The sequence below is a fragment of the Dryocola clanedunensis subsp. sulfonylureivorans genome (assembly GCF_016756775.1).
Taxonomy (GTDB): Bacteria; Pseudomonadota; Gammaproteobacteria; order Enterobacterales; family Enterobacteriaceae; genus Dryocola; species Dryocola clanedunensis.
This window is the reverse complement of the sequence record NZ_JAERMU010000022.1, coordinates 63,314-82,685: the sequence shown is the minus strand read 5'-3', so window position 1 is coordinate 82,685 and position 19,372 is coordinate 63,314. Positions and strand designations below refer to the sequence as shown.

The following is a 19,372-nucleotide window of genomic DNA, read 5'->3' as shown; positions in this document are numbered from 1 at the left end:
AATGAATTACTGCCTGGTCACTCTTCAAGACTTGATATTTTTTTGCATCCGAAGATGCTTGAGATATCAATCCTGCGAGTGCCCACACAGATTGTCTGATAAATTGTTAAAGAGCAGTGAGTTACGCGCTTTCGCTTGCTAACTCGAGGTGGCGTATACTACGCTTTCCTCTTTCAGAGTCAAGCGTTTATTTTCGCTTTCGTCTGACTGACGGGCCGGTTTGTAAGCCGTTGTGCCGTGTCAGTGGAGGCGCAGTATAGGGATTTTTAGGAATGTGACAAGGCTTTATTGCAAATTAATTACCAAGCGGCTCTTTTTTCAACAATATGGCGAGAAATAACTCTTAGCACGCCATATTTGCTGTTTTTAGCATCAGAACTGAATACCTGGTGGCATACTACAAAGAGAAAATTAGCTGAAGGAATTGCCTCAATGTCTTTATCCGCACAACAAATCGCGGCACAAAAGAACCTTTCTTATGTCCTGGCCGAAAAGCTGGGGCGACAAATCCTTAAAGGAGAGTATCAGGCGGGCAGTATCCTACCAGGCGAGATTGAACTGGGTGAACTGTTCGGCGTTAGCCGCACCGCAGTGAGAGAGGCCGTAAAGACATTAACCGCGAAAGGAATGGTTTTACCCAGACCCCGCATCGGGACTCGTGTCATGCCTCGCAGCCACTGGAACTTCCTTGATAAGGAGCTGCTGACCTGGTGGATGACTGAAGAGAACTTCAATGAGGTAGTGGACTACTTCCTTGTTATGCGCAACAGCCTGGAACCCCAGGCCTGCTCTCTTGCCGCAATCAATGGTTCTGATGAGCAAAAAGCACAGCTGCAAGAGATGATGGCAAAGATGGTCAATCTGAAGAGTTCCTTTGACCGCGAAAGCTGGATAGAAGTAGATATGGCGTATCACGAGAAGATCTACGAAATGAGTGCAAATCCTTTCCTTTGTTCTTTCGCTAACTTGTTCCGTTCTATTTATTACAATTACTTCACCGCCATCACCGATAATCAGGTCGTTAAGTTAGATTTACATCAGGCAATCGTTGATGCCATTTGTCAGGGCGACAGTGCTGCTGCGTTAATCGCAGGGCAGATGCTATTAAAAGAACCTTTCACTCAAGGTTAACAACCTGACCCGGTAAAAATCAGGATCCTAATGACCAAAACAGCTCGCAGTATGGCCGGGCTGCCGTGGATTGCGGCAATGGCCTTCTTTATGCAGGCACTGGATGCCACTATCCTCAACACCGCGCTACCCGCCATCGCCCATAGTCTGGGCCGGTCGCCGCTGGCTATGCAGTCGGCCATCATCAGTTACACCCTGACCGTCGCTATGCTTATCCCCGTCAGCGGCTGGCTTGCCGATCGCTTCGGGACCCGCCGGGTATTTATGATTGCGGTAAGCCTCTTTACGCTCGGCTCTTTTGCCTGCGCGATGTCGGGGTCGTTATCCCAGCTGGTTGTCTTCCGCGTGATTCAGGGGATTGGCGGAGCGATGATGATGCCCGTGGCGAGGCTTGCATTAATTCGCGCCTATCCCCGCAGCGAGCTTTTGCCGGTGCTGAACTTCGTCACCATGCCCGGCCTGGTGGGGCCGATATTAGGCCCGCTGCTCGGCGGTGTACTGGTAACCTGGGCAAGCTGGCACTGGATCTTCCTTATAAACATTCCCATCGGCCTGCTCGGTTTGCTCTACGCCCGCAAGTACATGCCGAACTTCACCACGCCGCGTCGCAGTTTCGATATGACCGGCTTTCTGCTGTTTGGCTTGAGCCTGGTACTCATTTCCAGTGGCATGGAGCTGTTTGGCGAGCGCATTGTCGCAAGCTATATAGGTATTCTGATTATCCTCGGCGGGCTGCTCCTGCTGATGACCTATATATGGCACGCCCGTCGCCACCCAACGCCGCTTATCGCCCTCCCCATGTTTAAAACGCGAACCTTCTCTGTCGGCATCATTGGCAACCTTGCTTCGCGGCTGGGCACCGGCTGCGTTCCTTTCCTTATGCCGTTAATGCTTCAGGTCGGCTTCGGCTACACGGCATTAATCGCGGGCTGCATGATGGCCCCGACCGCAATCGGCTCCCTGCTGGCGAAATCGACCGTGACTCAGGTGCTGCGCTGGTTTGGCTACAGGAAAACGCTGGTCGGCGTGACCATGGTTATCGGTCTGCTGATAGCGCAGTTCTCGTTGCAGTCGCCGGGAATGGAAGTCTGGATGCTGATCCTGCCGCTGTTTATCCTCGGCATGGCGATGTCCACGCAGTTCACCGCCATGAATACGATTACCCTCGCCGATCTGACGGATGAAAACGCCAGCAGCGGAAACAGCGTGCTGGCGGTCACCCAGCAGCTTTCAATCAGTCTGGGCGTTGCGGTTAGTGCGGCGGTGCTGCGTATGTATGAAGGGATTGATAACTTTAATACGGTCGAGCAGTTCCATTATACATTTCTGACCATGGGAGCCGTGACGTTAGTGTCGGCGCTGGTCTTCCTGCTGCTGCGCCCGAAAGATGGCCACAACATGATAAAGGAACGCCATAAGCGCTAGGCGGAGCCGCGCTCCACCAGCTCTGGCGTCAGTAACAAACGTTGCTGCTCGAGGGTGGGCTGCGCCATGCGATGGATCAATACGTCCACGGCCAGCTCGCCCAGCTCATCTTTCGGCTGGTGAATGGTGGTCAGCGGCGGGGTCATGTAGCGCGCCAGTTCGATGTCATCGTAGCCCACCACCGCCATATCTTTCGGTACGCTCAGCCCCGCCTGATACAACGCATGATAAGCCCCGACCGCCATGGCATCGTTGCCGGTGAAGACCGCGTGAGGCGGGTTCTCCAGCGCCAGCAGGGAGTTCATAGCCGAGAAGCCGCCCTGAAACTCAAAGTCACCAATGATTTCATAGCCTGGATGGACAATAAACCCCGCCCGGTTCATCGCGTTGCGGTATCCCTCGAGGCGCAGCCGTGCCGGGGTTTTATCCTGTGGCCCGGCGATACAGGCGATGCGGGTGTAGCCATTGTCGATCAGATGTTGGGTCGCCATGTCGCCGCCCAGCAGCGAGTTGTCCTGAATCACGTCGCTTTTGCCGTCAAACGGCGCCCAGTCCATCATCACCGTCGGTATAGAAGGATAGCGATTGATTATCTCAGCGGAAGGAAGATGCGTTTCGGTGCATAGCAGCAGCAGGCCATCGACTCGCTTTTGCAGCAGCGTTTCCAGATTGCGGTTCATGCGCTGCTCGTCGCCTTCGGTATTGCAAAGCACCAGGCTGTATCCCCGCTCGAAGCAGCTGCGCTCAACGCCGCGAACGAGTTCAGAGTAGAACGGGTTGCTGCTGGCGGTGATTAGCATGCCGATGGTGTGGGTCTGGTTGAGCTTCAGGCTACGGGCAATAGCGGAGGGCGCGTAGTTAAGCGTTTTAATCGCGGCATCGACCTTTTCGCGAATAGCCTCGCTCACGAACCTGTCGTTATTGATGACGTGCGAAACAGTAGAGGTTGAAACGCCCGCGACGCGGGCGACATCTTTCATTGTGGCCACGATTACCCCTGCCGCTGCAAGAACTCGTCGATTTCATGACGCCACGGCACGGAAGGCTGTGCACCTTTACGGGTCACGGCAATAGCGGCGGCGGCATGTGCAAAGCGGATCGCCTGCGCCATAGGGTTTTCTTCCAGCAGCGCGGTAACCAGCGCGCCGTTAAAAGTATCCCCGGCGGCGATGGTGTCCACGGCTTTCACTCTGAAGCCCGGCACGCGCTGCCCCTTACCGTTTTCGCTGAGCCAGACGCCCCGACTGCCTAACGTAATAATGACGGTTTCGATACCTTTATCGTGCAGCGCCCGAGCCGCCCTGACGGCATCGTCATCGTTTTCGACCCGAATCCCGGTGAGCTTTTCGGCCTCGGTTTCGTTCGGGGTGATCATATCCACCAGCCCCAGCAGCTCGTCTGATAATGCGCAGGCGGGCGCCGGGTTAAGAATAACTTTGGTCTGATGCTGTTTCGCAATTTTAGCCGCGGCCAGCACGCTTTCCAGCGGTGACTCTAGCTGCATCAACAGCGCGGCGGCATCAGCTATTTTCTGCTGCTCTTTGGCAACCAGCTCAGGCGTTAACGCGCCATTCGCACCCGCGTGGATACCGATGACGTTTTCCCCGGCACCGTTCACGAAGATTAACGCAACGCCGGTTGAGGCTTCTTTAATCGTGCTGATTGGCGAGATATCGATTTTGTCGCTTGCCAGCTGTTTGCATACCCGGCTGCCGGTATCGTCATCACCAACGCAGGCAATAAAGGCAATATCGGCACCGCTGCGCCCGGCGGCGACGGCCTGATTAGCCCCTTTGCCTCCAAACGCGACCTGATACTCCTGCCCGGTAACGGTTTCACCCGGCGTCGGGAAATGTTCGAGGTTGAGGATATGGTCAGCGTTGATGCTGCCCAGCACGACAAGACTGCCTTTGCTTTTCATGTTTGATGTCCGGTTTAAGGCGCCACCCCAACGCTGCTGAGGGGTGGCGCGATGCCCTGCTTATCTTTTTTGTCTTATTTGGTGACCAGCTTCAGGTCAACCGGGATTTTAGACTCGACTTTTTCGCCCTTCAGCACTTTATCAGCGGTTTGCACGCCGATCACGCCAATCTGGTCGGCCATCTGCGCCACGGTCGCGCCGAGTTTGCCCCCTTCAACGGCCTTAACGCCGTCTGCCGTACCGTCGAAGCCGACAACCAGCACGTCGGTTTTACCTGCGGTTTGCAGCGCACGCAGCGCACCCAGCGCCATTTCGTCGTTTTGTGCAAACACCGCCTGCACATCAGGATGCGCGGTCAGCAGGTTCTGCATAACGTTCAGGCCTTTAGTACGGTCGAAATCTGCGGGCTGGCTCGCCAGCACGGTGAATTTGTGCGCGGCGGTAGCCTGTTTAAAGCCTTCGCCGCGTTCGCGGGCGGCAGATGCCCCGGCGATACCCTGCAGCTCAATAACTTTCGCGCCGTCACCCACTTTCTTAGCGATGAAGTCACCCGCCATTTTGCCACCGGCGACGTTGTCAGAAGCGATGTGGCTGACCACGGTGCCCTGGTTCGCCATGCGGTCCAGGGTGATGACCGGAATTTTAGCCTGGTTAGCCATTTTAACCGCGTTGCCTACCGCATCAGAGTCGGTTGGGTTGATCAGCATCAGTTTGGTGCCGCGCACGGTCAGATCCTGCACGTTCGCCAGCTCTTTAGCCGGGTTGTTCTGTGAATCCAGCACCACCAGGTTGTAGCCCAGCTTATCGGCTTCTTTCTGCGCGCCGTCTTTCAGGGAAACGAAGAACGGGTTGTTCAGCGTGGAAACAACCAGCGCGATGGTGTCTTTCGCCATCGCGTTTGCACTCACGGTGGCGCTCAGCGCTACAGCGGAAACCAGGGTAGCCAGTTTTTTCATATTCATAGTCAGATGTCCTGTAGGGTTATGATTGTTACTGTTTTTTATTGTCCACCAGCACCGCCAGTAGTATCACCACTGCTTTGACGATCATCTGGTAATAAGAAGAAACACCTAATAAATTCAAACCATTGTTCAGGAAGCCGAGGATCAGCGCACCGATCAGCGTTCCGACGATACGCCCTTTACCGCCGGCCAGACTGGTTCCGCCCAGCACCACCGCCGCAATAGCGTCCAGCTCGTAACCTGTACCCGCCGTTGGCTGTGCGGAAGAGAGACGTGCCACCTCGATGATGCCCGCCAGTGAAGCCAGCAGGCCGCAGAGTGAATAAACAATGATTTTGACTTTGTTGACGCTGATGCCGGACAGGCGCGTCGCCGCTTCGTTACCGCCAAGCGCATAGATATAACGGCCCAGGCGCGTGTGGTGCAGCATGTACCAGGCCGCGAGGAAGACGATACCCATGATCCACACCGGCGTCGGGATACCCAGCGGGCGGCCGATACCAAACCAGCCGAAGACGTCGGCGTTATCCGAGAAGCCCGTGCTTACCGGGCTGCCGTTGGTGTATACCATGGTCACCCCGCGCAGCAGCAGCATCATCACCAGCGTGGCGATAAACGCCTGAACACGCCCTTTGGCAACAATAACGCCAGTCACGGCCCCGATTGCGGCACCCAATGCCAGTGCCGCGGCAACCGCCACCAGCGCATTCACCTCTAAACCAACAATCGAGGCGGCCACCGCCCCGGTCATCGCCAGCAGTGAACCGACGGACAGGTCAATCCCGGAGGTAAGAATGACCAGCGTCATTCCCACCGCCATAATGGCGTTCACGGAGGTTTGCTGCAGGATGTTAAACAGGTTATTGACGGTAAAGAAGTTCGGGCTGAGGCTTGAGACGATCGCGATCAGCACCAGCAGGGCGATCAGCGACTTTTGATCCAGCAGCCACTCTTTTGTGAACCAGCGACGGGACGTTACAGACTGGGTACTCATTTAGCAGACTCCTGATTCACACGATTTAGCTTACCGACGGCCGCGGCCATCAGCGCCTCCTGGGTGGCCTCTTCACGGGTGAACTCCCCGCCCAGATGCCCTTCATGCATCACTATGATACGGTCGCTCATGCCCAGCACTTCCGGCATTTCCGACGACACAAGGATGATGCTTAGCCCATCGGCCTTGAACTGGTTAATTAACTGGTAGATCTCTTTTTTTGCCCCCACGTCCACGCCGCGCGTTGGCTCATCGAGGATCAGCACTTTCGGACGCGTCATCAGCCCGCGGGCAATAGCAACCTTTTGCTGATTACCGCCGGAGAGCAGGCCAATCGGCTGTTCGATGGAAGGCGTTTTAACGTTGAACAGGCGCACAAAGTCCTGCACCGCCTGCACCTCATCTTTATGCTTCAGGCTACCGACGTTATGGCTGAAGTAGCGCAGCGCGGTCAGCGACATGTTCTCTTTGACCGACATGCCGAGCACCAGCCCGTCGCGCTTGCGGTCTTCCGAGATATAAACGATGCCGTTTGCGAGACCATCCTGCGGCGAACGGGCAACCACTTCCCGGCCGTCCAGCGCCACATAGCCACCGGTACGCGGCAGCGCGCCGTAGAGTACCTTCATTAATTCTGTGCGCCCGGCCCCCATCAACCCCGCCACGCCGAGAATTTCCCCTTTGCGCAGCGTGAAGCTGACGTCATGCACGCCCGGCCCGGAAAGGTTATCAACGCGCAGACGAACCTCGCCCGGCTCTTTTTTCAGGCGCGGATACTGGTCTTCCAGCTTGCGGCCGACCATCATTTCGATAAGCGAATCTTCGGTGAGCGTCGCCACTTCGCGTTCGGCGATAAACTGCCCGTCGCGGAAGACGGTAACGTCGTCGCAGATCTCAAAGATTTCTTTCATACGGTGGGAGATGTAAACGATGCCGCGCCCCTGGGATTTGAGTTCGCGGATAACGCGAAACAACGAGTCGGTTTCGGTATCGGTTAAAGCATCCGTTGGCTCATCCATGACGATGACTTTTGATTCGAAGCTCAGCACTTTGGCAATTTCCACCATTTGCTGATCGCCAATAGAGAGGTCACCCACCAGCTTCTGGCTGTTAAAACGCAGGTTGAGCTTCGCCAGCAGCTTATCCGCCTCGGCGTACATCTTTTTCCAGTCGATTTTGCCGAAGCGGCCAACAAATTCGCGCCCGAGGAAGATGTTCTCCGCGATGCTGAGCTGCGGGATCAGGTTCAGTTCCTGGTGGATGATGCCGATACCCGCCTCCTGGGAAGCTTTCGGTCCGCTGAAGGTGGTCTCCTGCCCCAGCCAGACCAGTGAACCAGCGTCGCGCTGATAAATCCCGGTCAGGACCTTCATCATGGTGGATTTGCCCGCGCCGTTTTCCCCCACCAGCGCCATCACGCGCCCCGGGTAAACGTTTAGCGCAGCGCCAGAGAGGGCTTTAACGCCGGGGAAAGATTTATCGATCCCTTTTAACTGCAGTAACGTTTCCATGCCGGCCTCAGAAGGTTACGCCAGCACAGAGAATGATATTCGCATACGGGGAACACTCCCCGCTGCGAATGACCGCATGTGCGTCGGCGGTGTGCTGCTTGAACTGCTCATGACTGATGTAGCGAATTGAAATGGTATTTCCCTGGTGTTGCTGCAGTTGCTCGATGTGTCTGAGCAACGTTTCGTGGAGCTGCGGATTATGCTGTTGAATTTCCTGAGCAAGGATCGCTGCTTCAACCTGCATCTCCCGCGTGACGACGTCGACCACCTGCATAAAGCCCGGTACGCCGTGCGTCAGTGCCAAATCGATACGCGTTGTGCTGCGCGGAATCGGCAACCCGGCATCGGCAACCACCAGCGTGTCGGTGTGGCCAAGGCGGGAAATCACGGACGAGATATCAGCGTTAAGAACAGTGCCTTTCTTCATTTTTATACCCCACTAGCGAAACGTTTCGCTGATCGGGAGTGTAAGAAAGAAGCTGGTGAGAAAACAACCGCGAGGTTATGAAAATGTGATCGCTATCGAAACGTTTCGCGCATCAGTTAAAACAGAAGTTAAATGAGCGCGCTTTCAGTCATGGTTGCCTGTTATTGGGGAAATTCCGGGATTTGGTTCCCGGAGGGACGCCAAACCCGGAAGTCGCCCCGGGTATCTCAATCCAAAAAAACGCCCCTTCGATTGAAGAGGCATATCGTTAAATCTCTACCTGGGTGCCCAGTTCGATGACCCTGTTCGGCGGGATTTCAAACTGGTCCGGTGCCCGCAGCGCATTTCGTTGCAGGGCCAGGAACAGCTTGCCGCGCAGACGCAGATACCATGGGCGTTTACCGATGATCAGCGACTCGTGGGACATGAAGAACGAGGTTTCCATCATCCGGCAGCTCAGGCCTTCCAGACCGCAGCGGCGGAACACCTCTTCCACGTTTGGCGTTTCGCGCCAGCCGTAGCTCGCCACCACTCGCCAGAACGTTGGCGACAGCTGTTCGATGGAGACTCGCTTCACGTTATGTACGTAAGGCGCATCTTCCGTCCGTAGCGTCAGCAGCACCACCCTCTCGTGCAGCACTTTGTTGTGCTTGAGGTTATGCAGCATCGCAAACGGAATCACGTTCAGCGCGCGGGACATATAGACCGCCGTCCCCGGCACGCGTACCGGCGGAGATTTTTCCAGCGAGGCAATCATCGCTTCCAGAGAATTACCGTGTTCATGCATGCGACGCAGCAGGCGGAAGCGTTCGCTTTTCCAGGTCGTCATGATGACAAACATCACCAGCGCCAGGGTTAGCGGCAGCCAGCCGCCGGAGAATATTTTCACCGCGTTGGCAGAGAAGAGCGGGATGTCGATGCACAGGAAGCCAACGCCCATCAGTAGTACGCCAATCCGGCTCCAGCTCCAGTTTTTGCGCGCCACGGTACACAAAAGAATCGAGGTCAGCACCATCGTGCCGGTGACCGCAATCCCGTAAGCCGCGGCCAGGTTGCTGGAGTGCTCAAAGCTGACAATCACGATGACCACGGAGATATAGAGGATCCAGTTAATCGCCGGAACGTAAATCTGCCCTGATTCCATTTCAGAGGTATGGATAATGCGCATCGGCGACAGGTAGCCCAGACGCACCGCCTGGCGAGTCAGCGAGAAGACGCCGGAGATAACCGCCTGGGAGGCGATGACCGTGGCGAGCGTCGCCAGAATCATCAGCGGGATCAGCGCCCAGTCCGGGGCCAGCAGGAAGAACGGGTTCTTGATCGCCTCCGGGGTTTTCAGCAGCAGCGCTCCCTGGCCGAAGTAATTCAGCACCAGCGACGGCAGCACGACGATGAACCAGGCGATACGAATCGGTAATTTACCGAAGTGGCCCATATCCGCGTACAGCGCTTCCACGCCGGTAATAGAGAGCACGACGGCACCGAGCGCAAAGAAGGAAACGGTTTTATATTCCAGGAAGAAATGGACGGCCCAGGCCGGGTTCAGCGCCTGCAGCACTTCCGGGTTGGCGATAATACTGCGCGCGCCAAGCACCGCCAGCACCAGGAACCACAGCAGCATGACCGGGGCAAAGAGTTTGCCTACCATGCCGGTGCCGTGCTTCTGGATCATAAACAGCAGCGTCAGGACGACTATCGACAGCGGGACGATATAGGCATCAAGCGACGGCGCGGCTATCTCTAACCCCTCTATCGCTGACATCACGGATATCGCCGGGGTTATCACCACCTCGCCATAGAAGAAGCTACCGCCGATCAATCCCATGATCACCAGTACCGAGGTCATTTTTGCCGAGGTGTTTCGCCCCGCCAGCGACATCAACGTCAGGATACCGCCCTCGCCCGCGTTGTCCGCACGCATGACGAAGGTCAGATATTTCACGGAGACGACTAAGACTAACAGCCAAAAAATTAAGGATAAAAAGCCGAACACGGCGTCACGTTCTACGCCAAAACCAAACTGTCCGGAGAGACATTCACGAAGGGTATAAAGCGGGCTGGTACCGATATCGCCGTACACTACCCCAATTGCCGCCAGCGTAATCGCGGGCAATGATTGTTTATTATCAGCGCTCATAGACTAATCTTTTGTTGGAATCCCGAAAACGTGTGCTTAGTCCCTTGGCCCACAAAAAGGCGCACAGTATGCACGATAATCAAGGAAATCGTAGCCCTAAATGCAACTGGCTTATCTCAGGTCAGCGAAAAATGGCCCGCACATCTGTCCATTAACGAGATTACCCAGAAACGATATACTCGCCTTCCCGCACAGCGATGACCGCGTAAGAATGCAAAGGTAATTATGGCTCAATCACATTTATTGGCTGAAAGAATTTCAAGACTAAGCCAGGCGCTGGAAAAAGGGCTTTTTGAACGTCAACACGCCATTCGGCTTTGCCTGCTTGCGGCGTTGAGCGGCGAAAGTGTTTTTCTGCTGGGGCCTCCGGGCATCGCAAAAAGCCTGATTGCCCGCCGTCTGAAATTTGCTTTTAAGCATGCACGCGCGTTTGAGTACCTGATGACCCGCTTCTCCACGCCGGAGGAAGTGTTCGGGCCGCTGTCCATTCAGGCGCTGAAAGATGAAGGACGATACGAACGTCTCACCGCGGGTTACCTGCCGGAAGCCGAAATCGTCTTTCTGGATGAAATCTGGAAGGCTGGCCCGGCGATTCTGAATACCCTGCTGACCGCGATAAACGAAAGGCGGTTCCGCAACGGCGCCAGCGAAGAGAAAATCCCCATGCGTCTGCTGGTAGCGGCGTCCAACGAGCTTCCGGAAGCGGACAGCAGCCTGGAAGCCCTGTACGACCGTATGCTGATCCGCCTGTGGCTCGATAAAGTGCAGGACAAAGGCAATTTCCGCTCGATGCTCACCAGCCAGCACGATGAAAACGATAATCCGGTGGCCGAGAGCCTGCAGGTTACCGACGAAGAGTACTTCAGCTGGCAGAAAGAGATTGGCGGCGTTCAGCTGCCCGAGCATGTCTTCGAGCTGATCTTCAGCCTGCGCCAGCAGCTGGATGAGATTTCAGGCGCGCCTTACGTTTCCGACCGCCGCTGGAAAAAAGCTATCCGTTTGTTGCAGGCCAGCGCCTTTTTCAGCGGGCGTTCCGCCGTCGCCCCTATCGACCTGATCCTGTTAAAAGACTGTCTGTGGCACGATACCGCCGCCATGAACCTGATGCAGCAGCAGCTGGAAATATTGATGACCGGGCAGGCCTGGCAGCAGCACTCAATGATCGCCAGGCTGGGTGCCATTGTGCAGCGCCGCATCCAGCTACAGCAGCAGCATAGCGACCGCGAAGCGATAACCGTCAACAAGCAGGGCGGGATGTTCAGCCGTCGTCCACATTACGAAATTCCCGAGTCGCTCACCGGCGACACGCTGACTTTGCTCCTTCAGCAGCCTTTGAAACTGCACGAAATCGAAGTTATCCATGTGGCGATTACCCGTGAGGCTCTCGAACACTGGCTGGATAAAGGCGGGGAAATTCGCGGCAAACTTAACGGCATCGGTTTCGCTCAGTCGCTGAATATGGAAGTGGACGGAACGCAGCATCTGATTATCCGCGACGTCAGCCTTCAGGGCACGCGTCTGGTGATGCCGGGCAAACAGCAGCAGGGCGTGCCGGATGAGATCAAAAAGCAGTTTGACGATCTGGAAGCCACCCTCCATCAGCAGCACGAACGCTTTAACGATCAGCAGAAATGCCTGTTTATCCACAGCGACTGGCTGGCGAAGATCGAAGCGAGCCTGCAGGACGTCGCTGCACAGATTAAGCAGGCTCGCCAGTAATGCTCAGCCTTGAAACCCTCGATATTATTCTGGCGATAAGCGAAGCCGAACTTATTGAGGAGATCATCCTGGGCCTGCTGGCTGCGCCGCAGCTGGCCGTCTTCTTTGAGAAATTCCCCCGGCTGAAAAACGCCATGACGAAGGATATCCCCCGCTGGCGGGAGCTGCTGAGGGCCAGGATCCATGACGCTAACGTCCCGCCAGAGCTTGCCGATGAAGTAGCCAGCTTTCAGCAAGCGCAGGTGCTGACCACCAGCCAGCTCAATGCCAGGCTTACGGAGTTTCTGGCGCAGCTGAAGAGCCTTGAATCGCCTTTTTATGGCCAGGCGCAGGCGCTGGTGGCGGAACATCCTCATTTTACTCCTGCCCAGCACACTCTCTTTCTGCAGCGCTGGCGGCTTAGCCTGGTTGTGCAGGCGACTTCGTTAAACCAGCAGCTGCTGGAAGAAGAGCGTGATGCATTGCTGGCGGAGGTTCAGGCGCGGCTGGCGATGAGCGGGCAGCTGGCTCCGGTGCTATCGGAGAACGACAACGCCGCCGGGCGGCTGTGGGATATGAGCGCCGGAACGCTGACGCACGGTGACTATCAGCTCATCGTGCAGTACGGGGAGTTTCTGGCGGGCCAGCCCGAACTGCTTAAGCTTGCGGAACAGCTTGGCCGTTCGAAAGAGGCCAAATCGGTACCGAGAAAAGATGCCCCGACGGAAATGTGGCGCATGATGGTCCGGGAACCCGCAACGGTGCCGGAGCAGGTCGACGGGCTGCAGCGCAGTGACGACATTCTTCGCCTGTTACCCCCGGAGCTTGCCACACTCGGCATTACCGAACTGGAGTTCGAGTTTTACCGGCGGCTGGTAGAGAAGCAGCTTCTCACCTATCGCCTGCACGGCGACTCCTGGCGCGAGAAGCTGGTGGAACGTCCCGTCGTGCATCAGGATTTTGACGAACAGCCGCGCGGGCCGTTTATCGTCTGCGTGGATACTTCCGGCTCGATGGGCGGCTTTAACGAGCAGTGTGCGAAAGCGTTTTGCCTGGCGCTGATGCGCGTGGCGCTGGCCGACAACCGCCGCTGTTTCATCATGCTGTTTTCAAGCGAGGTGGTGCGCTATGAAGTCTGCGGCCCGGACGGCATCGAGCAGGCAATCCGCTTTCTCAGCCAGCGCTTCCGCGGCGGCACGGATCTGGCCAGTTGCTTTCGCTCGATCGTTGAGAAAATGCAGGGCAGCGAATGGTTCGACGCCGACGCGGTGGTGATCTCTGACTTTATCGCCCAGCGGCTGCCGGACGATCTGGTCACTAAGGTGAAGGGGTTACAGCAGGCCCACCAGCACAGGTTTCACGCGGTGGCGATGTCAGGACACGGCAAACCCGGCATCATGCGCATATTCGATCATATCTGGCGCTTTGATACCGGGATGCGAAGCCGCCTGCTGAGACGCTGGCAGCGCTAAGGACTACAGCAGAGCGTCTACTTTGCTCTGCACTTCGGCAGGCCACACGCCGCACTGAACCTGGCCGATATGCGGCTGCTGTAATAAAAGCATGGTCAGGCGGGACTGCCCGATACCGCCGCCGATGGTCTGCGGCATTTCGCCCTTCAGCAGCGACTGATGCCACTCCAGCGCTAAACGATCTTCATCTCCGGTTACCGCCAGCTGGCGCTTCAGCGCTTCGGCATCCACACGGATCCCCATAGAAGAGAGCTCAAAGGCGTCTTCCAGCACCGGGTTCCACACCAGAATGTCACCGTTCAGACCGGCAAAACCGGCGTCGCTGCGGGTTGACCAGTCATCATAATCCGGGGCGCGAACGTCGTGACGTTTGCCGTCTCCCAGCTTGCCGCCGATACCGATCAGGAACACCGCGCCTTTTTCTTTAGCGATGGCGCGCTCACGCCCTTTGGCATCCAGCTCCGGGAAGCGCTGCTGGAGCTCTTCGCTGTGCACGAAGTGAATTTGTTCCGGCAGAAACGCCGTCAGGCCGTACTGCTCGCTAACCGCGGCTTCCGTGGCCTTCATGGCGGCCCAGATGCTTTCTACGGTCTGCTTAAGCGTACCCAGATGACGCTCACCGTCGCCCATCACGCGCTCCCAGTCCCACTGATCGACATAGACCGAGTGGATTGGCGTGAGGCGGTCTTCATCGGGGCGCAGGGCTTTCATGTGCGTGTAAAGCCCTTCGCCCGCGCTGAAGTCATGCTGGCCGAGCGTTTTTCTTTTCCATTTGACCAGCGAATGCACCACTTCAAACTGCGCCTCAGGCAAGGTCTTCACCTTCACCTGTACCGCTTTTTCGCAGCCAGAGAGATTGTCCTGTGTACCATCACCCACGCGGCTAAGAATCGGAGCCTGGACTTCAATCAGACCAAGCTTCTCCTCCAGCTGACGAGAGAAATGGGATTTCACAAAACTAATCTGGCGTTGTTTAGCGATGTAGGCCGTTTTCATGGTTTTTCTCTTTGTTGTGTTGTTTCAGTAACAGCGATTAAGCAACAGAAAGCACCCAACATTCAATAATCAACAATAAAAAAGGCGGTAACCATTTTAATTGATTAAAATAAGGCGGTTTAAAATAAACAATCGACATTAATCATAGGAAAAAGTGATGGATAATTATCAGATCGACAATCTGGATCGCGGCATCCTCGAGGCGTTAATGGCAAATGCGCGTACCGCCTATGCCGAACTGGCCAAGCAGTTCGGGGTTAGCCCCGGCACCATTCACGTCCGCGTGGAGAAGATGAAACAGGCCGGGATTATCACCGGGGCTCGTATCGACATCAGCCCAAAACAGCTCGGCTACGACGTCTGCTGCTTTATTGGCATTATCCTGAAGAGCGCTAAAGATTACCCTTCCGCCCTGGCAAGACTCGAAAGCCTGGAAGAGGTGACCGAGGCCTACTACACCACCGGCCACTACAGCATCTTTATTAAGGTGATGTGCCGATCCATCGATGCCCTGCAGCAGGTACTTATCAACAAGATCCAAACAATCGATGAAATTCAGTCCACCGAAACGCTGATCTCCCTGCAGAACCCGATTATGCGGACGATCAAGCCTTAATGGCTAAATGTAATACCCATATTATCCACAGGTAGATCGCAGGCCTTACACAGCGTACAATGCAAAACGTTTTAAAGAGGCGGATAGCAATGGCAGACATTACCCTGATCAGTGGCAGTACTCTTGGCAGTGCCGAATACGTAGCTGAACATCTGGCTGAGAAGCTGGAAGAGGCAGGTTTCTCTACGAAAACCCTCCATGGACCGCTGCTTGAGGATCTGCAAACCAGCGGCGTCTGGCTGATTGTTTCCTCTACGCATGGCGCAGGCGATCTGCCGGATAACCTGCAACCTCTTTATGATGCAATAAAGGAAGAAAATCCGGATCTGAGCAACGTACGCTACGGTGCGGTAGGGATCGGCAGCCGCGAATACGATACGTTTTGCGGTGCTATAGAGAAAATCGACGCCCTGCTGACCGACTGCGGAGCAAAAAAAGTGGGATCTTTACTGAAGGTGAACATCCTCGATCACGATATTCCTGAAGATCCGGCTGAAGTTTGGGTCGGATCCTGGAAGAATTTACTCCAGGATTTGTAAAGATCGCCCTTTCTTCTGTGTATAACTATGCTTAAAAGCTCGTAGTAAGCGGTAGTTATCCCAATAACAACTGCTGTTCACTTTTTGAGTTGTGCATAACCCTCGCTTTTGATCCCAGCTTATACGGTGTGGGATCACCGATCATTCACAGCAAACGATCTATCTTAATCACTTGATCTCTTTAGTGAAAAAACGCTTATCCACAGAACATGGCGATCCTAATAAGAGATCATAATAAAGAGATCTTTAAATAAAAAAGATCTTCTTTTAATTACCGAGGATCCCGGCACTTTCTCCATCGGCTAAAGTTGAGTAGAATCGCCATCCCGGGAATCAGTCACCCTCCCGTTTAACCACGAGGCAGTCACCATGTTTTATCCAGATCCTTTTGACGTCATCATCATTGGCGGGGGTCATGCAGGCACCGAGGCCGCTATGGCCGCAGCCCGAATGGGTCAACAGACCCTACTTCTGACACACAATATCGACACGCTGGGACAGATGTCCTGTAACCCGGCGATCGGCGGTATTGGCAAGGGACATCTGGTTAAAGAAGTGGACGCGCTGGGCGGACTGATGGCGAAGGCGATCGATCATGCTGGCATACAGTTTAGAATACTAAACGCCAGCAAAGGCCCGGCCGTACGAGCCACTCGTGCTCAGGCTGACCGCGTGCTGTATCGCCAGGCTGTACGAACCGCCCTGGAGAACCAGCCAAACCTGATGATCTTCCAGCAGGCGGTTGAAGATCTGATTGTCGAGAACGATCGTGTGGTGGGTGCGGTAACCCAGATGGGGCTTAAATTCCGCGCTAAATCCGTCGTGCTGACCGTCGGGACTTTCCTTGACGGAAAAATTCATATCGGACTGGATAACTACAGCGGTGGCCGTGCAGGCGATCCGCCGTCCATTTCGCTTTCACGCCGTCTGCGTGAACTCCCTCTGCGCGTAAACCGCCTGAAGACAGGTACGCCACCGCGCATTGATGCCCGGACTATCGATTTCAGCGTACTTGCCCAGCAGCACGGGGATAACCCGATGCCAGTCTTCTCGTTCATGGGGAACGTGAGCCAGCATCCCGCGCAGGTACCGTGCTACATCACGTACACCAACGAAAAAACGCACGACGTTATTCGTAATAACCTCGACCGCAGCCCGATGTATGCAGGCGTGATCGAGGGGATTGGCCCACGCTACTGTCCGTCCATCGAAGACAAAGTGATGCGCTTTGCCGACCGCAACCAGCATCAAATCTTCCTTGAGCCGGAAGGGCTTACCAGCAACGAAGTTTACCCGAACGGCATCTCCACCAGCCTGCCGTTTGACGTCCAGATGCAGATCGTCCGCTCCATGCAGGGGATGGAAAACGCGAAGATCGTTCGCCCGGGCTATGCCATCGAGTACGACTTCTTCGATCCTCGCGATCTGAAACCTACTCTGGAAAGCAAATACATCCAGGGGCTGTTCTTTGCCGGACAAATCAACGGCACCACCGGGTACGAAGAAGCTGCGGCACAGGGGCTGCTGGCTGGCCTTAATGCTGGACGCTACTCCGCCGAAAAAGAAGGCTGGGCTCCGCGTCGCGATCAGGCCTACCTTGGCGTTCTGGTTGACGATCTCTGCACTCTGGGGACCAAAGAACCGTACCGCATGTTCACCTCCCGTGCCGAATACCGCCTGATGCTGCGTGAAGACAATGCAGATCTGCGCTTAACCGCTGCGGGTCGTGAGATGGGGCTGGTGGACGACGAACGCTGGGCGCGCTTCAACGAGAAGCTTGAGAGCATTGAGCTCGAGCGCCAGCGTCTGAAAGACATCTGGCTGCACCCGCACTCAGCGCAGGTCGAAGAAGTTAACGCGAAGCTCAGCGCGCCGCTCTCCCGCGAGGCAAACGGCGAAGATTTACTGCGTCGCCCGGAAATGACCTATGCCAGCATGATGGAGCTGTCCGCATTCGCACCGGGTCTTGCCGATCCGCAGTCTGCCGAGCAGGTCGAGATTCAGGTTAAGTACGAAGGGTATATCGCTCGCCAGCAGGATGAGATCGACAAACAGCTGCGTAATGAGAACACCGTTTTACCGGCCACGCTGGATTACAGCCAGGTCAACGGGCTGTCCAACGAAGTGATCGCCAAACTTAACGATCACAAACCTGTCTCGATCGGGCAGGCATCGCGTATTTCGGGGATCACACCGGCCGCGATCTCCATTTTGCTCATCTGGCTAAAAAAACAGGGGCTACTGCGCCGCAGCGCCTGATAACGTATTGATCCGGGCCAGGTTATCCTGGCCTCTTTTTTTAATGGGTACTGATAACCGTGCTAAACAAACTGAATCGTCTGCTGGCTAACGCAGGCATCACGCTTCCTGAAAACCAGAAACTGCAGCTGGTGGGCTATGTTGAACTGCTGCATAAGTGGAATAAGGCCTATAATCTGACGTCAGTTCGCGATCCTGACGAAATGCTGGTGCGCCATATCCTCGACAGCATTGTCGTTGAACCGCACCTGCAAGGATCGCGTTTTATCGATGTTGGTACAGGACCAGGGCTGCCTGGCATTCCATTAGCCATTGTTCGTCCTGACTCGCATTTCACCCTACTCGACAGCTTAGGCAAGCGCGTGCGCTTCCTGCGGCAGGTTCAGCATGAGCTGCATCTGGATAACATCACTCCGGTTCAAAGCCGTGTGGAAGAGTTTCCTGCGGAACCGCCATTTGATGGCGTTATCAGCCGGGCATTTGCTTCACTGACGGATATGGTTAGCTGGTGTCACCATCTCCCGGGGCAGGGCGGCAAGTTTTATGCACTCAAAGGGTTACGTCCGGATGATGAAATAGCTCAGCTGCCAGAAGCCTTTAGCGTTGAAGAGATTGTCCGTTTGCAGGTGCCTGAACTGGATGGTGAGCGCCACCTGGTCGTTATTAAGCCAAACAAAAATTAATTTTTATCAAAAAAAGTGGAAAAAGCAGTGTTTCACGAAGGTTAAAAGCTGAGGGGGAATGCACTGACATGATTGGTTACACTCAACAAACTGTTAACGATCTAACCTGGATTTTTTAACGGTGGGGCAATGGGTTTTCTGAGGGTTAGTAAACCATGAAAATATAACCCTGCTAAAAATACCCGAGCAAAACCTCTTCTGTGGTTGTTAATTGTTTACTGAGAATGTCAATGGAGTGTTTTTACTCTGTTGCGGGTTGTTTTCAAAAGAGTGTCCATTATTCAGCTTATTAATCAGTCAGATGCGGTTAGCACTTTATGACCCAGACAAATTGAGCGTGGATGTGAGATGTTTGAATTGTGATCTTCAACACGCTTTGTTGAGCGCTATTTCAGCTGATTTGCAGTTTTCGTTAAAAATGGCTGCTTTCTGCAAAAGTTGAAAAAGAAGTGTACAGAAAATTATTTAAACATTTGTTCACCTTTTTGCTACTTAATGTTTGAAATCACGGGGTAGCACCGTATAATTTGCTCGCTTTTTGTGGCTTGACTCAAAGTCGCAAAGGCAGTTTTATACGATACGCGACATACCTCTTAAGGAG

Annotated in this window: 16 protein-coding genes; 8 read left to right on the top strand and 8 right to left on the bottom strand. The window is 54.9% G+C overall.

Annotated elements, in window-relative coordinates:
• Positions 1-432: 432 nt before the first annotated feature.
• Positions 433-1,131 carry a FadR/GntR family transcriptional regulator gene (locus HYQ67_RS19470; protein ID WP_202306451.1) on the top strand — a complete coding sequence of 233 codons (699 nt, stop codon included), beginning with the start codon at positions 433-435 and terminating at the stop codon, positions 1,129-1,131.
• A gap of 30 nt (positions 1,132-1,161) precedes the next feature.
• Positions 1,162-2,556 carry a multidrug transporter subunit MdtD gene (gene mdtD, locus HYQ67_RS19465; protein WP_202306449.1) on the top strand — a complete coding sequence of 465 codons (1,395 nt, stop codon included), beginning with the start codon at positions 1,162-1,164 and terminating at the stop codon, positions 2,554-2,556.
• On the opposite strand, the gene rbsR is transcribed toward mdtD, so the two are convergent.
• The 7 genes from rbsR to kup all read right to left on the bottom strand — a co-directional run bounded on the left by rbsR (position 2,553) and on the right by kup (position 10,508).
• Positions 2,553-3,545 (bottom strand): ribose operon transcriptional repressor RbsR, encoded by a 993-nt coding sequence (gene rbsR / locus HYQ67_RS19460; protein WP_202306447.1) that lies wholly within the window; start codon positions 3,543-3,545, stop codon positions 2,553-2,555. The genes mdtD and rbsR overlap by 4 nt on opposite strands.
• Before the next feature lie 2 nt (positions 3,546-3,547).
• Positions 3,548-4,477: a ribokinase gene (gene rbsK, locus HYQ67_RS19455; protein WP_202306445.1), complete on the bottom strand. Its 930-nt coding sequence runs from the start codon at positions 4,475-4,477 to the stop codon at positions 3,548-3,550.
• A gap of 74 nt (positions 4,478-4,551) precedes the next feature.
• Positions 4,552-5,439, bottom strand: coding sequence for a ribose ABC transporter substrate-binding protein RbsB (gene rbsB, locus HYQ67_RS19450; protein WP_202306443.1), 888 nt, complete (start codon positions 5,437-5,439; stop codon positions 4,552-4,554).
• Positions 5,440-5,467: 28 nt separating this feature from the next.
• Entirely contained in the window at positions 5,468-6,433 is a 966-nt protein-coding gene (gene rbsC / locus HYQ67_RS19445) for a ribose ABC transporter permease (RefSeq protein WP_202306441.1), read from the bottom strand.
• Positions 6,430-7,944, bottom strand: coding sequence for a ribose ABC transporter ATP-binding protein RbsA (rbsA, locus tag HYQ67_RS19440; RefSeq protein ID WP_202306424.1), 1,515 nt, complete (start codon positions 7,942-7,944; stop codon positions 6,430-6,432). The genes rbsC and rbsA overlap by 4 nt, the downstream gene beginning before the upstream one ends.
• A 7-nt stretch (positions 7,945-7,951) precedes the next feature.
• A complete protein-coding gene (rbsD, locus tag HYQ67_RS19435) occupies positions 7,952-8,371 on the bottom strand; it encodes a D-ribose pyranase (protein ID WP_202306422.1) in 420 nt (139 codons plus the stop codon).
• Between the two features lie 268 nt (positions 8,372-8,639).
• Positions 8,640-10,508, bottom strand: coding sequence for a low affinity potassium transporter Kup (gene kup / locus HYQ67_RS19430; protein WP_202306411.1), 1,869 nt, complete (start codon positions 10,506-10,508; stop codon positions 8,640-8,642).
• 225 nt (positions 10,509-10,733) lie between these two features.
• Here kup and ravA point away from each other — a divergent pair, with 225 nt between their 5' ends.
• Entirely contained in the window at positions 10,734-12,227 is a 1,494-nt protein-coding gene (gene ravA / locus HYQ67_RS19425) for an ATPase RavA (RefSeq protein WP_202306409.1), read from the top strand.
• On the top strand, positions 12,227-13,678 hold the full coding sequence (gene viaA / locus HYQ67_RS19420) for an ATPase RavA stimulator ViaA (protein ID WP_202306407.1): 1,452 nt from the start codon (positions 12,227-12,229) through the stop codon (positions 13,676-13,678). The genes ravA and viaA overlap by 1 nt, the downstream gene beginning before the upstream one ends.
• A 3-nt stretch (positions 13,679-13,681) precedes the next feature.
• On the opposite strand, the gene asnA is transcribed toward viaA, so the two are convergent.
• Positions 13,682-14,674 (bottom strand): aspartate--ammonia ligase, encoded by a 993-nt coding sequence (asnA, locus tag HYQ67_RS19415; protein WP_202306405.1) that lies wholly within the window; start codon positions 14,672-14,674, stop codon positions 13,682-13,684.
• Between the two features lie 157 nt (positions 14,675-14,831).
• Between asnA and asnC the strand changes: the two genes are divergently transcribed.
• The 4 genes from asnC (at position 14,832) to rsmG (ending at position 18,771) form a co-directional block, all read left to right on the top strand.
• Entirely contained in the window at positions 14,832-15,290 is a 459-nt protein-coding gene (gene asnC / locus HYQ67_RS19410) for a transcriptional regulator AsnC (RefSeq protein ID WP_202306402.1), read from the top strand.
• Positions 15,291-15,379: 89 nt separating this feature from the next.
• Positions 15,380-15,829 (top strand): FMN-binding protein MioC, encoded by a 450-nt coding sequence (mioC, locus tag HYQ67_RS19405; RefSeq protein WP_202306399.1) that lies wholly within the window; start codon positions 15,380-15,382, stop codon positions 15,827-15,829.
• A gap of 369 nt (positions 15,830-16,198) precedes the next feature.
• The gene (gene mnmG / locus HYQ67_RS19400) at positions 16,199-18,088 is read left to right on the top strand and encodes a tRNA uridine-5-carboxymethylaminomethyl(34) synthesis enzyme MnmG (protein WP_202306396.1); all 1,890 of its coding nucleotides are present in this window, start codon (positions 16,199-16,201) and stop codon (positions 18,086-18,088) included.
• A 59-nt stretch (positions 18,089-18,147) separates the two neighbouring features.
• On the top strand, positions 18,148-18,771 hold the full coding sequence (gene rsmG, locus HYQ67_RS19395) for a 16S rRNA (guanine(527)-N(7))-methyltransferase RsmG (protein ID WP_202306393.1): 624 nt from the start codon (positions 18,148-18,150) through the stop codon (positions 18,769-18,771).
• Positions 18,772-19,372 lie beyond the last annotated feature (601 nt).